This is a genomic window from Duganella sp. Leaf61 (assembly GCF_001421905.1).
In the GTDB taxonomy this organism is placed as follows: Bacteria; Pseudomonadota; Gammaproteobacteria; order Burkholderiales; family Burkholderiaceae_D; genus Rugamonas; species Rugamonas zoogloeoides.
The window spans coordinates 87,744-102,974 of record NZ_LMLM01000012.1; the positions used below are offsets into that span (position 1 = coordinate 87,744).

Annotated in this window: 13 protein-coding genes and 1 pseudogene; 8 read left to right on the forward strand and 6 right to left on the reverse strand. The window is 63.9% G+C overall.

All coding sequences use genetic code 11. The annotated features are described in order from the left end of the window. Positions 1-4 precede the first annotated feature (4 nt). Entirely contained in the window at positions 5-220 is a 216-nt protein-coding gene (locus tag ASF04_RS09395) for a hypothetical protein (RefSeq protein ID WP_056140420.1), read from the reverse strand. Positions 221-381: 161 nt separating this feature from the next. On the opposite strand from ASF04_RS09395, the gene ASF04_RS09400 reads away from it, so the two are divergent. Continuing rightward, a complete protein-coding gene (locus tag ASF04_RS09400) occupies positions 382-888 on the forward strand; it encodes a GAF domain-containing protein (RefSeq protein ID WP_019922692.1) in 507 nt (168 codons plus the stop codon). Positions 889-908: 20 nt separating this feature from the next. On the opposite strand, the gene ASF04_RS09405 is transcribed toward ASF04_RS09400, so the two are convergent. The 3 genes from ASF04_RS09405 to ASF04_RS09415 all read right to left on the reverse strand — a co-directional run bounded on the left by ASF04_RS09405 (position 909) and on the right by ASF04_RS09415 (position 5,061). Beyond that, positions 909-1,712, reverse strand: a complete 804-nt coding sequence (locus ASF04_RS09405) for a YciI family protein (protein ID WP_056140423.1) — start codon at positions 1,710-1,712, stop codon at positions 909-911. A 210-nt stretch (positions 1,713-1,922) separates the two neighbouring features. Beyond that, positions 1,923-2,414, reverse strand: coding sequence for a VOC family protein (locus ASF04_RS09410; protein ID WP_056140426.1), 492 nt, complete (start codon positions 2,412-2,414; stop codon positions 1,923-1,925). A gap of 127 nt (positions 2,415-2,541) precedes the next feature. Then, positions 2,542-5,061: a TonB-dependent siderophore receptor gene (locus tag ASF04_RS09415; RefSeq protein ID WP_056140430.1), complete on the reverse strand. Its 2,520-nt coding sequence runs from the start codon at positions 5,059-5,061 to the stop codon at positions 2,542-2,544. A gap of 230 nt (positions 5,062-5,291) precedes the next feature. On the opposite strand from ASF04_RS09415, the gene ASF04_RS09420 reads away from it, so the two are divergent. The 3 genes from ASF04_RS09420 (at position 5,292) to ASF04_RS09430 (ending at position 9,181) form a co-directional block, all read left to right on the forward strand. Next, entirely contained in the window at positions 5,292-6,005 is a 714-nt protein-coding gene (locus ASF04_RS09420) for a gluconate 2-dehydrogenase subunit 3 family protein (RefSeq protein ID WP_056141897.1), read from the forward strand. Positions 6,006-6,140: 135 nt separating this feature from the next. Next, complete coding sequence (locus ASF04_RS09425; RefSeq protein WP_056140432.1) at positions 6,141-7,913, forward strand: GMC family oxidoreductase; 1,773 nt, start codon at positions 6,141-6,143, stop codon at positions 7,911-7,913. Next, entirely contained in the window at positions 7,910-9,181 is a 1,272-nt protein-coding gene (locus ASF04_RS09430) for a cytochrome c (RefSeq protein ID WP_229204986.1), read from the forward strand. The genes ASF04_RS09425 and ASF04_RS09430 overlap by 4 nt, the downstream gene beginning before the upstream one ends. Before the next feature lie 132 nt (positions 9,182-9,313). Here ASF04_RS09430 and ASF04_RS09435 read toward each other — a convergent pair whose 3' ends face one another. After that, entirely contained in the window at positions 9,314-9,667 is a 354-nt protein-coding gene (locus ASF04_RS09435; RefSeq protein ID WP_056140438.1) for a hypothetical protein, read from the reverse strand. A gap of 258 nt (positions 9,668-9,925) precedes the next feature. Then, a pseudogene (locus ASF04_RS09440) lies at positions 9,926-10,237 on the reverse strand (KGG domain-containing protein); the annotation flags it as partial. Between the two features lie 269 nt (positions 10,238-10,506). Between ASF04_RS09440 and ASF04_RS09445 the strand changes: the two are divergent. The 4 genes from ASF04_RS09445 (at position 10,507) to ASF04_RS09460 (ending at position 15,203) form a co-directional block, all read left to right on the forward strand. Beyond that, positions 10,507-12,513 (forward strand): glycoside hydrolase family 97 protein, encoded by a 2,007-nt coding sequence (locus tag ASF04_RS09445; RefSeq protein WP_229204987.1) that lies wholly within the window; start codon positions 10,507-10,509, stop codon positions 12,511-12,513. A gap of 78 nt (positions 12,514-12,591) precedes the next feature. Continuing rightward, positions 12,592-13,077 (forward strand): Dps family protein, encoded by a 486-nt coding sequence (locus tag ASF04_RS09450; protein ID WP_019922705.1) that lies wholly within the window; start codon positions 12,592-12,594, stop codon positions 13,075-13,077. Between the two features lie 252 nt (positions 13,078-13,329). Next, a complete protein-coding gene (locus ASF04_RS09455; protein WP_229204988.1) occupies positions 13,330-14,532 on the forward strand; it encodes an exo-alpha-sialidase in 1,203 nt (400 codons plus the stop codon). Then, positions 14,529-15,203: a hypothetical protein gene (locus tag ASF04_RS09460; protein ID WP_056140445.1), complete on the forward strand. Its 675-nt coding sequence runs from the start codon at positions 14,529-14,531 to the stop codon at positions 15,201-15,203. Before ASF04_RS09455 ends, ASF04_RS09460 begins: the two co-directional genes overlap by 4 nt. The last annotated feature ends 28 nt before the right edge of the window (positions 15,204-15,231 follow it).

Sequence of the window (15,231 nt, forward strand, 5' to 3'; positions counted from 1 at the left end):
CGCCTCAGGCAGGATCGATGTACTCGGCCATGAAGTGCAGGTCGTCGTCTTCCGCAGCGTCGATGATCACGCGGTCGGCGCCGACCATCAGCAACGTGGCAAGACAAATAGCGCCAGCCGGCACGGGTGGCGGTAACGCGGGATCGCCACCGTGGACGGTGGCGGTGAAGGTGGGCTTGCCCGTGCGGGACGGGCTGACGCTGCGTTTGCTGGTGGCCATGGGAGTTCCTCAAAAACGCCGGTGCGGCGTATGGAATCCAGAGTATCGCGCACGATTGCGGGGCGCCATCGGACACTGCCTAGTATGCTGTAGGAGGAACTGACGGCAAACGCTTGCTTGCGCTAACATATGCGTTTTCTCCAGTTTCCGAGCCGACCATTATGACTTTTACCCTCAACGACACCGCCTACGGCACCGACACGCCCGCGGCCAAGCACGCCATGTTCGACGACCTGCGTTCGCAACTGACCGGCCTGGTACACGGTGAGACCGACCTGATCGCCAACTCCGCAAACTTCAGCTCGCTGGTATTCAACGCCATGCCGGGCCTGAACTGGGCCGGCTTCTATTTCCTGCAGGGTGACGAGCTGGTACTGGGACCGTTCCAGGGCAAGCCGGCCTGTATCCGCATCAAGAAAGGCCGTGGCGTGTGCGGCACCACGGTGGTGGAGGGAAAATCGATTGTCGTGCCGGACGTGCACGCGTTCCCGGGCCATATCGCCTGCGACGTCAATTCGCGGTCGGAACTGGTGGTACCGGTACGCCGTCCCAACGGCGAAATCATGGGCGTGTTCGACCTCGACAGCCCGCTGCCCAACCGCTTCGACCAGGATGATGCCGACGGCATCGAAGCCCTGGTGGGTATCCTGGAAAAAACGCTGGCCTGAACTGGCGCAACGCAAGCAGGCTAATAGCCGCGCTTGCGCTGCTCCGAGGCCTCGCGCAGCATCCCTTCCAGCAATTCGGCGCGCATCCGTTCTTCGGCGGCGCGCATCTCCGGCGTGAATTCACGCTGCTCGCGGCGCTCGCACACCTCGCGGATTTCGACGGTGACGTCGCCCGCGTGCGGGTACGGGCAGCCGCCGGCCCAGGCAATCGCCAGGTCCAGGGTAGCGGCCTGGATGATCCAGTAGCCCGCCACCAGTTCCCGCGTATCGGCAAACGGTCCCGCCATCAGCGAGGTATTGGCGTTGGCAAAGTGCACCCGCGTGGCCGTGCGCGTGGCACTCAGGGCGCTGCCGGCCAGCAGCACGCCGGCGCGCGCACTGCGTTCTTCGTGGGCGCGCATGCGCGCCAGCGCTTGCGCCGGTGGGGCAATGCCGAACTCGGCCTCGAAGTCCGACCGCAGGAACACGACGTACCGGGTCCAGTCCGGATTGCGTTCCGGCACACTGCCGGGCGCGGGGCCGTGTGCCCTGCCGTCGGCGAAAGGCACCTGGTCGCGGATTTCATAAACCGCGCCGGCGTCGAACAACGGCCACCAGCGCACCTGCTCGATCACGTCGGCGCGCGACGGCGACTGCACCAGCGTAAAACCGGCCACGATCTCGCGCGGCGGGTAAGGCCCGGTATCACGGCTCCACACGCCATCGCGACGCACCAGGCGCAGCGCGCTGTCGCTGGGGCGCATGAAGACGCCCGGCTCCAGCGCCGGCGGCTGATCGCCGCGTTCGGTACTCTGGTTGGCGCGGCGCAGTACCACGAATTCCATGCATGACTCCTGGGTAATTTCTTAAAAGCATTATCCCAAGTGATAGCACGCCTCGGCAAGCTTTCGTGGGCCGACCAGGGCTATCGGCAGGTACGAGGCCGGTATACCGTTGTTGCGCCGGTACGAGCAAGGGCTCGCGGGCGTGCTTCAGCCGGATTCCTGCGCGATTCCAGCTGCATTGCGGCTCAACTCAGGCGGGATTCAGGCCGGTCAGCCGCAGCCACCGGGCCCCTGCTGCGCCATGGCGCGCATGATTTCCTCGGTGCTCAAATCGCGCTGGTGGGTAGCGATGGCCCAGTAGTGGCCGAACGGATCGACCAGCATGCCGTAGCGGTCGCCCCAGAACATGTCCTGCGGCGGCATTTTGGCCTCGCCGCCAGCTGCGATGGCCTGGGCATAAGCCGCATCGACATCGGCCACGTACAGATGCAGCGTAACCGGGCTGCCCTTGAGCGCCTTGGGGCCCATGCTGCCATGCTCGGGAAAATCGTCCACCAGCATGATGGTGGAGTCGCCGATGCGCATGCTGGCATGCATGATCTTGCCGTCGGGACCGGGCAGGCGCATGGTTTCCACGGCATTGAATGCTTGTTGGTAATAGGCCATCGCTGCTGCCGCGCCCTCGCAAACGAGGTGGGGAGTGATGGTATGCATGGCCGCAGGAACGGGCCGGGTCGCGTCAGGCTGGGCGGAAGTCGTCATGATGATCTCCTTTACGAGCCATCCACTTTACGCCCACCGCCTGCGGCACGACTGAAATCGACGCGTTTTTTGCGTTTTCGAGACAACGAGCCGGACCATCAACAGGACCGGCGCGCCATTCAAAAAATCAGAACGTATAGTTCACACGGGCGTACACAAAGCGTCCACCGCGGCCAAACGGCGCCCGGTTGGAGAACGGCGCCGCCGCGTTCGAGGTCAGCGACGACGGCAGCGAGTCCGGGTAGATATCGAACAGGTTGTCGGCGCCCAATGCCAGCTGGGTTTGCTTGGTGATGGCGTAGCGGCCCTCGGCGTTGACGATGGTCTTGGCAGAAACGGTCACGTCCGTCGCGGCGGTGGTACCGGCCGAAATGATTTCGCCGTAGCGGGTGGCGCTGGCGCTCACGCCCCATGCTGCCTGCTCCCAGTTGACCGATGCCGTGATCTTGTTTTTCGGCTGGCCTTTTTCCAGGCTGATCACGTTGGCGCGGCCGAACAGCACCGGCGCCGGGTTCAAGGCAGCGAGTTCGGCCGTTTGCGGCACGCGTTTGACTTCGGTCTTGTTGTAGTTACCGGCCAGGGTGAAGTCGAACTTGCCGTAAGCGGCCGAGCGCCATGGGTAGTTGGCCACGATGTCGATGCCGTCGGTGCGGGTATCGACGCCGTTGATGAAGAAGCGGGCGCCGCCGATGCCGGCATAACCACGCGACGCCAGGTAAGTACGCACATTGACCGCGTTCAGGTTTTCCGACAACACGATGCGGTTATCGATATTGATGCGGTAAGCGTCGGCCGTGATGCTCAGCGCGCCAACGCGGAACACCGCGCCTAGCGAGAAGTTGACCGATTTCTCGGCGTCGAGCGGCTTGGCGCCCAGGGCGACCGCAGCAGCGTCGGTCGGACGCAGGGTCACGATATCGAACGGCACGCCGTCAATAAAATTGGTGGATGTGGACGTGTAGAGCTGCTGCTGCGGCGACGGTGCACGGAAGCCGTTCTGGATCGAACCGCGCAGGGCGAATTCCGGCACGAGGTCGTAGCGGGCGGCCAGCTTGCCGGTGACGTTGCTACCGAAGTCCGAATAATGCTCGGCGCGCGCTGCCAGCGAGGTCAGCAATTTGTCGGTCAGGTTGGTTTCCAGGTCGATGAAGGCGCCAGTGGAATGGCGGCCCTTGTCCACTGCGTTTTCCGGACGGTAGCCCGGGAAGCCCTGGGCGCCTGCCGCCGATGGCGTGCCGTTGGCCAGCAACACGCCGCCATAGCGGTAGGAATCGGGCTCGCCGGCCCACAATTCATAATTTTCCCAGCGCGCCTCGGCGCCCACGGCCACGTTGAGCGGCTTGGACAGGAAGGCCACATCGACCGGACGCACGGCCGAGAAGTTGGCCGACAGTTGTTCGTAGGCGAAGCCGCCAGCGTCGAAGTCGGTCTTGCTGGCCGCGCCGATCGAGCGGTTGAGCGTGTTGGTGACGTCAAACGCCATCTTGTTCTTGCCGTAGGTCAGCGAAGTGTCGTAGTCCCAGCCCTGGCCGCTCCAGGTGGTGCCCAGCGCCGCGCTGAAGTCGGTCACGGTCGGTTCGATCACGGGCAGGAAGCCGTCCGGGTAGATCGCCGCCACGTTTTCGTCCTGCAAAGGACGGCGGAAGAACGCCGCCGATTCCGACTCGCGCCGCTGATAGCTGGCCCAGCCGTAGATTTTCTGGCCGCTGGCCAGGGTCTGGCCCGCATTGGCAAACAGGGTAGCCTGCTTGAGGTTGGGGTCGCCGGACCAGGTGTCGTAGCGGTTGGCGGTCAATTCACGCGGATCGAAGGCGCCGGTAGTGGCGTTGCCGACGCGCGGGTAGAACTGGCGCGTATCGTAGGCGCTGCGCTCGCTGTGTTGCTGCTGTTTCAGTTCGGCCGCGACGGTCAGGAAGCCGTTGTCGCCCAATTCAAAACCTTTCCAGCCACCGACGGTGTAGGTTTGGCCGTCGGTACGCTTGCGTTCGGTCGGTACCGACAGGCCCAGGCCGGTCGGCTGCGCCACCGGGTTGAAGCTGTATTCGGTCTTGCGCACGCCGCCGGTGGCGCTCAGGGCGCCGCCGCTGCGGTTTTCACGCAGGCGGAAGTTGATCACGCCGGCGATCGCATCGGAACCGTACTGGGCGGCAGCGCCGTCACGCAGCACTTCCACGGTATTGATAATGCCGGACGGCAGGGTATTGATGTCGGTCGAGGCCGAACCACGGCCGATGGTGCCATTCACATTGACCAGCGACGACGCATGGCGGCGCTTGGAGTTTACCAGCACCAGCACCTGGTCGGGCGCCAGGCCGCGCAGGGTGACCGGGCGCACGGTGTCGGTGCCATCGGTCAGGCCCGGGCGCGGGAAATTCAACGCTGGCAGCACTTTCGACAGCGACTCGCTCACTTCGGTCACGCCGTTGTTGCTCAGGGTTTTGGCGGAAATCACATCGACGGCCGAAGCGGTATCGAGCACGGAGCGGTTCGAGACGCGGGTGCCGGTGACCACGACCGTGGCTTCCGGGGCTACGGCGGGGGCATCGGCCGATTGCCCATGGGCGGTACCGGCGGTGGCAAACAGCGTGCCGATGGCAACACTGAGCAGGCGGCGTTGCAGCTGTGGCTTAACCGAAAATTTATTCATATATGACCAATCATCGTTGCGGGTTGTTTTTATGTGAAAACAATATAAGGCTTGTACTTGTATAAAGGAACGAACGATTAGGCATAAGCTTTTATAAAAAAAGTAGTTGCATGGAGGTGGGGGCAATCTTTCCTATCCAATCGGTAAGTATCGCAGTGCAGCATCCGCGCGTATCCTTACCCCTTTGGAAACTCATCATACATCGTACAACGATGTGTTACGCACCCATCATGTCCAAAGATAACGTCAATCTGTCACGCCGCACCATCCTGATGGCGACTGCGGCAGCGGTTCCCCTGGTGACCGCCCCGATCTATAAAGCAAAGGCCGACGGCCTGGAAGGCACCGACCTGCAACGCTACCAGCCGGTGTTTTTTACCGCGCCCGAGTGGCAATTCCTGCTGGCCGCCTGCGACCGTCTGATCCCGGCAGAAGGCCGTGGCCCCGGCGCGCTGGAAACCAATGTGCCCGTGTTTATCGACCAGCAACTGAAGAACGGCCTCGGCGACGATGTCTATATGCAGGGTCCGCACCAGGCCGATGCGCCGGCCACCATGGGGTTTCAGCAAACCCATAGTCCGCAGCAGATGTACCGGATCGGCATCAAGCTGGCGCAACAGGCCAGCGTGGCCGCGCACGGCAAGCAGTTCCAGCAACTGTCGGCCGCGGACAAGGATGCGCTGCTCACCAGGCTGCAAAAAAACGACATCGACTTCGCCGCCCTGGGCGACCCGTCATTGAAAGCTTCGCAGTTTTTCGGCCAGATGCTGGGCGACGCCAAAAACGGCTACCTGGCCGACCCCGCCTACGGCGGCAACAAGGACATGAAGGCCTGGGTAGCGATCGGCTTCCCCGGCGCCCGCGCCGCCTTCACCGAATGGGTCGATACCCATAACGTCAAATATCCACTGGGGCCAGTGAGCCTCTCTGGCAAGCGCGCTTGATGAGGCACTAAAACCTACTGCGCGATCGCCTATCGCCCTTGCGTTGCTCAGCGTACGTTCGTACGCCTGCGCTACTCAGGACGATAACCGACCGCTCGCTACGGTTTTAGAGGCCTCCTAAACAACAGGTACCTTATGCAAAAAATTACCAATGACGACGTCGATGTCGTCATCGTCGGACTCGGCTGGGCCGGCTCCATCATGGCCATCGAACTGGCGCAGGCTGGCCTCAAGGTACGCGCGCTCGAGCGCGGCCCGGACCGTCCACCGGAAGACTTCGCCTACCCGAAGCCGGCCGACCAGTACGCCTACGCGATCCGCAACAAGGTGTTTGCCACCCCGCGCGACGCTGCCCTGACCGTGCGCTACAACACCGGTGAGACCGCCCTGCCCACCCGCAAATGGGGCGCGTTTGCGCCCGGCACCGGCGTCGGCGGCTCCGGCCTGCACTGGACCGGCGTGCTGATCCGTCCTACGCCCACCGATATCAAGCTCAAGACCTATGCCGACCAGGCATACAAGCGCGGTGCGCTCGACCCCGACATGCGCGTCAAGGATTTCCCGTTTACCTGGGCAGAGATCGAACCGCACTACGACAAGTTCGACAAGATCTGCGGACTGTCCGGCAATACCGGCAACCTGAACGGCCAGATCCAGCCCGGCGGCGACCCGTTCGAAGGTCCCCGTTCCAGCCCCTACCCGCTGCCGGCGCTGCACGACACCTACAACAGCTCGCTGTTTGCGGCCACCGCGAAAAACATGGGCTACCACCCGTTTCCCAATCCATCGGCCAATGTCTCCTCCGCCTGGACCAACCCGTACGGCTCGCAACTGGCGCCGTGTAACTACTGCGGTTATTGCAGCAAGTATCCGTGCCTGAACTATTCGAAAGCCTCGCCGCAGACCACCATCCTCGACGTGGTCAAGCGCATGCCCAATTTCGACTACAAGGCCAACGCGATGGTGATCCGCGTCGATCTGCATGCCGATAAAAAGACCGCCCGGGGCGTGACCTATATCGACGAGCAGCAGCGCGAAGTGTTTCAACCGGCCAAAATCGTCGTCCTGTCGAGCTTCCAGTTCGCCAATGTGCGCCTGATGCTGTTGTCCGGCATCGGCAAGCCATACGATCCGATCACCGAGACCGGCACCATCGGCCGCAACTACGCCTTCCTGTCGAACGGCGCGGCGACCTTGTTCTTCAAGGACAAGCATTTCAATTCGTTCGCCACGGCCGGCGCCACCGGCGAAATGTTCAACGACATTTCGCCCGGTAACTTTGACGATGGCATCAGGCTCGGCTTTCTCGGTGGCGCCAAGATCCACAGCTCGCAATCGACGGGCGCGCCGATCGGCACCGCGCTGCCGTCAGGCACGCCCAGCTGGGGCCAGGGCTGGAAAGAAGGCATGGTGGACTGGTATGACCGTTCGATGAAGATCGGCATCACCACCACCTGCATGTCGTATCGCGGCCACTTCCTCGACCTCGACCCGACCTACAAGGATCCGTGGGGCCAGCCGCTGCTGCGCATGACATTCGACTGGCGCCAGAACGAACTGAAATTGCAACGCTACCTGCGCGAGATCGTCGGCAAGATCGCCAAGGAAATGAAGCCGGACTTCATGTCGGAGAGTTTCCTGGGTCTCGATTCGCACTGGGACATCACCAAGTACGTATCCACCCACAACGTGGGCGGCGCCATCATGGGCGATTCGCCGCGCGACTCGGCGCTCAACCGCTACCTGCAATCGTGGGATGTGCACAACGTATTTGTCCCGGGCGGCAATGCGTTCCCGCAGAACTTCCAGGCCAACCCGACTGCCACCATCGGCGCCATCACGCTGTTCGCGGCCGAGGCGATCAAGAACCACTACCTGAAAAACCCTGGCCCGCTGGTGCAAGTATGAACATGAAAAATACCGTGAAAAAATTCGCGCCATTCCTGACGTTTGCTGCGGGACTGATCGCTGGGGCCGCGCATGCCGCGCCCGCGGAAACGCTGGTCCAGCGCGGCGCCTACCTGGCCCGGGCCGGCGACTGCATCGCCTGCCACAGCGCGCCCGGCAAGCCGGCGTTTGCCGGCGGCCTGGCCATCGACAGCGGCCACGGCATCATCTACTCGACCAACATCACGCCCGACAAGCAGCACGGCATCGGCACCTACACCGAGCAGCAATTTGCCGACGCGGTGCGCAAGGGCGTGAAACCCGACGGCACCCACCTGTACCCGGCCATGCCGTACACCAGCTACGCCAAGGTCAACGATGCCGACATCAAGGCGCTGTACGCCTACTTCCAGGCGGGCGTCAAACCGTCGGCGTACGCGCCGCCGGCAACCAATATGGACTTCCCGTTCAACCTGCGCTGGGGCATGGGCGTGTGGAACTTCATGTTCGCCTCCGACCAGCCGTTCAAGGCACAGCCGGGCTGGAGCGCGCAGGTGCGCAACGGCGCCTACCTGGTGGAGGGACTGGGCCACTGCAGCAGCTGCCACACGCCGCGCGGCTTTGCCATGAACGAAAAGGCCAGCGACAGCTCGGAAGCGAAATTCCTCGCCGGCGGCGACTTGAATGGCTGGCCGGTACCCTCGCTGCGCGGCCTGCCGCGCTGGAACGAGGCGGCCATCGTCGATTACCTGCAAACGGGGCGTAACACCACGTCCGCCGCGGCCGGTGAAATGACGGCCGTGGTCGAGCACAGCACCGCGCACCTGAACGATACCGACCTGCACGCGATCGCCGCTTACCTGGAAACCCTGCCACCCGCCGCGCCGCGCACCGCCACCATCAAGGCCCAGGGCGTGGCAGCGACGGCAAAAAAACTGACGGTGGCCACCAACCTGACCCTGGGCGAGCGCCTGTACCTCGACAACTGCGCCGCCTGTCACTTCGTGACCGGCAAAGGCGCAGCCCGCGTGTTCCCGGTGCTCGACGGCGCCACCGTCGCCAACGCCGACAGCCCGGCCGCGCTGATCCACGTGATCATGCAAGGCGCGCGCACGCCATCGACCGACAAGGCGCCGTCGATCCTGGTGATGCCGGGCTTCGGCAAAAGGCTTGATGACAAGGAAGTGGCAGCACTGGCGTCGTTCGTGCGCCAGGGTTGGAGCAATACCGGCGCGCCGGTGACCGAGCGCGAGGTGGCGAAAGTGCGGGCGAAGGCCACGCAGGAGTAACCTCGCTGGTCCTGCTGCGTGCCAACGGCGCAGATCCGTCAGTTAGCAGAGACGCCGCGTGCACGCGTATTGCGTGAGCACCCTGCGTCCCTTCGCATGCAACGGGCGGCAGCCGCAATCGAACATGCGCCATTAACCGTGCAGCACCTGTACGTAATCGTCGAGCGCGGTGCGTACGGCGCCTGTGCAGCGGTCGACCTCAAGATCGTGTACCTTGCTGGCCAGGCGGTCGGTGGCAGCGATGATGATATTCGGTGACACCTTGCCGTCGCGTTCGAGCGCGGTGGCATATTCGCGGATATCGACCAGGAATTGCCTGATGGAGGGATGGGTGCGCTGATCCCAGGCGGCGGGCGTGGCGAGCCACGCCGCTACCGCGTGTTCGAGATCGGCAATCGCGCGAAACAGGTTTTCGCGCGCAGCCGTGGAGGCCTGCCGGCTGGACGGCGTGACGGTGGTTACGCGGGGTCCGGAGTAATTGTGCATGATCGATGGCGGCAAGGTACGGAGGATACGACATCCGGCAAACCGCCCGCAACGGGGCCAGGCCAGGGCCCGGACGCCGCTGCGGGCTTGCTGCTGGTGGTATGGCGGCAGCGCGCGTCAACGGTTCTTGTGACTTTGGCGGCCGGCTTCCGCATGTTGCTCCGGCGTGCCACCACGGGTGCCAGCGGAACTCGCGCTGGAACTGACACCAGAACTGCTGCGGCTGCCCGAACCTGCGCCGCTTTGCTGGTTGCCCGTGTTTTTATGGCTTTGGCGGCCAGCTTCGGCATGTTGTTCAGGCGTGCCGCCCCGGGTTCCGCCGGACGAGCTGCCGCCGGAGGAACTTTGCTGATTACTGGTGTTTTTGTGGCTTTGGCTGCCAGCCAGACGCGCTTCTTCGGAGTCGAACTCGTGGGCGTTGCCGGAGGCGTGCGCAGCACGGCCGCCTTCGGCAGCGATCTCGCGTTGACGTTCGGGATCCATCGAGGCGAAGCCCCGACCGCCGCCTTGACTACCACCTTGGGTGCCCGACTGCTGATTACCTTTGTTACCTTGGTTCGAATTTGCCATGACAAGTCTCCTGAAAATCCTCGCGTCCGCCTATCGGCCGCGACAGGGTCTCCATAATGCGCAGCCGTGAGTGGGGCGAACATCGGCTTGCGGCTTGGGATCAAGTAGGAACACTCCGACGACGCCGGCGATGTCGCTACGCTAAAAAAACATAGGTTGGCTTGGTGAATTTCGCAATTGCCTGCAAGGCAACATGCCAGCAAAATGCCAGGCTACCTTAAAAGCGCACACGTCCCATCCAATAGCGCCCCCCCCCCATCGGAGACACCATGCCAGCGCCTGTTCGCAACATCCGCAACACTCCCAAGATACGCACCGTCGGCTTCATCGTTGCCACCCTGTGGTGCGCCGCCGCCACGGCGCAAACCATTACCGTCACCTCGCCCGATGGCCGCAACGCCGTCACCATCGACAGCGCGCAGCTAACCTGGTCGCTCGCCCGCGACGGCAAGCGCATCATCGAGCCGTCACCGCTGGGCCTGAAACTCGATATCGGCGCCATCGGCCGCGGCGCGCGCCTGGTGGACCAGCAACAAACCACCGTCAACGACTCGTACCAGATCGTGCTGGGCAAGGCCAGCAGCGCGCCCGACCACTACCGGCAACTGGCCCTGACGTTTGACGCCAGCGCCGCGCTGAAGTTCCAGCTGCTGGTGCGCGCGTACGACAACGGCGTGGCGCTGCGCTACGTGGTGCCGGAACAGCCAGGTGTCAAAGCACTGAACGTCAAGGCGGAAGACACCCAGTTCAACTTCGCCAAGGACTATGACTGCTGGGGCGCCAACATGGGCCGCTTCGACACCAGCTTCGAAGCCGAGTACGACCAGATGAAGGCTTCGAAAATCCGCAATTTCCACAACGTCATCGCGCCGCTGGTGTGCAAGACCGGCGCTGGCAACACCACGTTTGCGATTGCCGAATCGGACGTCAAGGATTACCCGGGCTTCTTTCTGTCCGGCCGCGGCGACGCCGGCCTGGGCGTGGGCGTGACGCTGCCGCCGCGCTTCGACAACGACCGCGACTTCCGCTCGCGCAAGACGGTGTCGGCCAGCGTGCAGTTCAAGGGTGACGGCTTTAAAACGCCGTGGCGCGTGGTGATGCTGGGCGACGCGCCCGGCGACCTGACCGCTTCCGCGCTGATCCCCACGCTGGCGGCGCCATCGCGCATTGCCGACACCAGCTGGATCAAGCCGGGCAAGACCTCGTGGGACTGGTGGAACGACTGGGCCGTCAACATTCCCAATGCCGGCGTGAATACCGCCACCTACCGCGCCTTTGTCGATTTTTCGAAAGAGATGAAGCTCGACGATATCCTGATCGACGAAGGCTGGTCGGTGGGCAGCGACATCGAACCCAATCCGAAGGCCGACGTCACCCGCGCCAAGCCGGAAATGGACATGCCTGCGCTGATGCAATATGCGCGCGAGCGCAACGTGGGCGTGTGGCTGTGGGTGCAGTGGCACCAGCTCGACCGCCAGATGGACGCCGCCTTCAAACAGTACGCCGCCTGGGGCGTCAAGGGCGTCAAGGTGGACTTCATGAACCGCAACGACCAGGAGATGGTGGACTGGTACCACAAAGTGCTGGCCAAGGCCGCCGAGTACAAGCTGATGGTCAACCTGCACGGCGCCTACCCGCCCGATGGCCTCAACCGCACCTGGCCCAACTACATCACCCAGGAGGGCGTGCTGGGCGCGGAGAACAACAAGTGGAGCGCCCGCATCACCGCCACCCACAACGTCACATTGCCCTTTACGCGCATGATCCTGGGGCCGATGGACTACACGCCCGGGGGCTTCCGCAACGCCGCGCCGGCCAACTTTGTCGCCCGCAACCACGAGCCGATGGTGCTGACCACGCGCGGCCAGGCGGTGGCCATGTACGTGGTCTACGACAGCCCGCTGCAAATGGTGTCCGACGCCCCGGCTGCCTACAAGAACGCCGACGGCACCTGGGCCGATGGCGCGCAATTCATCCAGCAGGTACCGACGACCTGGGACGAAACCCGCATCCTGGCTGGCGACATCGGCCAGTACATCGTCTCGGCACGGCGCAAGGGCAACACCTGGTACCTGGGCGCGATGACCAACGAAGCCGCGCGCACGATCAAGGTGCCACTGGCATTCCTCGGCAAGGGAAGCTTCACCGCGCAGGTGCTGGAAGACGGCAAGGACGCCAGCCACCTGCGCGCCAGCACGCGCCAGGTGTCTGCGGGCCAGAGCCTGACCTTGAAATTGGCGCCCTCGGGCGGCGCGGTTGCCGTCATCACGCAGTGATGCGCCCAGACGACACGTTTTGCGCCGGGCGGCTACAATAGTCGTCACTAGTCTGCCAACCGATAAGGAGATTTACCCATGAGCGATAACACCGTCAAGATCGATATCGGCCTGTCCGAGAAAAGCCGTTCCGAGATCGCCGCTGGCCTGTCCGGCCTGCTGGCCGACAGCTACACCCTGTACCTGATGACCCATAACTTCCACTGGAATGTCAAGGGTCCCATGTTCAACTCGCTGCACCAGATGTTCATGACCCAGTACACCGAGCAGTGGGGCGCCCTCGACCTGATCGCCGAACGGATCCGCGCACTGGGCTACCCGGCGCCCGGTACCTACGCCCAGTTCGTGCAACTGGCCACCATCAAGGAAGTGGAAGGCGTGCCGAAAGCGATGGACATGGTGCGTCACCTGGTAAACGCCCAGGAAGCCACCGCCCGCACCGCGCGCAAGCTGCTGCCGCTGGTGGGCGAAGCCGACGACCAGCCGACCGCCGACCTGCTCACCCAGCGCCTCGACGTGCACGAAAAAACCGCGTGGATGCTGCGCAGCCTGCTGGAAGAATAAAAGTTACCTGAGAGTTACACGAGCCCGTCGCCCGGCGGGTTCGCTGCAACCAGCCCGTCCTGCGGCTGCAATTTTAAATTCTCCCACCTAACATTTTCTCTAACTTTTGCTGTACGATACCTGACTCATCCGTCAATTAAGGTCGGATGCATGGTTGTTTTCGCCATCCACGAGGTGCTGCGGAAATCGTATATTTAGGGCAAGAGGATCAAGGCGTCTGCTTCCTTCGTGTCCCGATCTCTTGGAGACGGAATGGGAGCTTTGCCCCTACCATTGAACAGTGCTGCGCAGCAGGAACTTCCGGTGCGCCAGCCGCGCCACACCCGCATGCTGGCATTGTTGTGCATCGCTGCCGCCCTGGTGGCCACGGGTGCTGAAACCTGGCGCTGGTCACGCAGCGCGCTGCACCGCGAACGTCCTACCTTGCCAGTCCACACCGGGGCGCCGATTACCGGCGTCACCGAGCTGTCGCACAGTATTCTTCCGATGCCCGCAGGCGTGCCGTCCGCGCACGCCAGTTCGCTCGCCACCCTGCCCGGTGGCGGCCTGGTCGCGTTCTGGTGGGCCGGCAGCCGCGAGAGCGGTCCCGACGTCAAGGTCTATGCCTCGCGCTGGGCCGAGGGCAAGTGGAGTCGCTACTGGGAAGTGGCCAGCCGCGACTCGCTGGGCCAGGCGCTCGGCTACGGCGTGCGCCGCATCGGCAACCCGGTGGCGTGGACCGCACTCGATGGTTCGCTGCACTTGTACGTGGTGGCCACGGGCCTGGGCGGCTGGGCAGCCGCACGCCTGGTGCAAATGCAGTCGCACGACCAGGGCGCCACGTTTACCGTCAAGCGCGTGCTGCCAATGTCGCCGCTGTTCAATACCAGCACGCTGGTGCGCTCGGCGCCGCTGGCACTGGCCGACGGCAGCTGGTGGCTGCCCGCGTATTTCGAGATCGGCTACAAGTATCCGATGCTGATCTCGTTCAACGCCCAGGGCGAACCGCAGCGGGTTACCCGCATCGGCACCCGCACCCAGTCGCTGCAACCGAGCTTGGTATCGATGTCGCCCACCGAGGTACGGGCCTGGATGCGCGACGACGGCAAATCGCGCCGCGTGCAGCAGGCCGTGAGCCGCGATGGCGGCCAGACCTGGAACGATGTCGAAGCGACCGCCCTGTTCAACGACAGCACGGCCCTGGCGGTGCTGCGCCTGTCCAATGGCAGCCTCCTGATGCTGCACAACCGCGAAGACATCGACGGCAGCGCCCGCAGCGCACTGACGCTGTCGCTGTCCACCGATGCGCGCACCTGGCGCCCGCTGCTCGACATCGTCGACGGCGGCGCCGGCGACGAATTCTCGTACCCCGCCATGAGCCAGGTCGGCGACGAACTGCACATCAGCTACACCTACCAGCGGCGCGCTATCGCCCACCATCAATTCAAAATCAACCTGCAGGGGGAGACCAAGTGAACCTGCCCGATCTCATGCTGCAGATTGTCTACGGCCGCCTGGCGTGGGCGCTCGTGGCATCAGCTTTACTGCTGGCGCTGCTGCCTGTCACCGCCCGCCGCACCAAGGTGCTGATCGTGGCCGCCACCGTGGCGCTGATGGCCCTGCCCGGCCCGGCCTCGCCAGCCTACTGGCTGACGCTGGCATTACAGTATCCGAGCGGCCTGCTGCTCGGCTTTGCCGTGATGGCGCTGCGCGCCCGCTGGCATGGCAGGCAGCCGCGTTTCGCCATGCGTCCCGGCCTGGCGCTGGGCCTGGCGGCAATCGGCCTGCTGTTGTATCTCGATACCTTCGGCGTCCTGGCGCTGGGACTGTACTATGGCGGCTTCAACCCGGTGGCGGCGCCGCTGCTGGCCTGCGCCGCCGCCGTCGGCTTCGCCGTCAATGCGTGGCGCGGCCACGCTGCCGCGCCGTCGGCCGCGATGCTGATGGCACTGCTGCTGTTCTCGGTGCTGCGTCTGCCGACCGGCAACCTGTGGGATGCGCTGCTCGATCCGCTGCTGTGGTCCTGGGCACTGGGCTCGACCATCGTGGCCGCCCGCCGCCGTCTGGCAGGGCGCCGCGCCTTGCACCGGCAACCGGCGCAGGCCGTCCCGGACCTGGTGGCAGCGCGGGCTGTCCGGGCGGAATGATGCGACACTTTAAGCAATACGATATAAA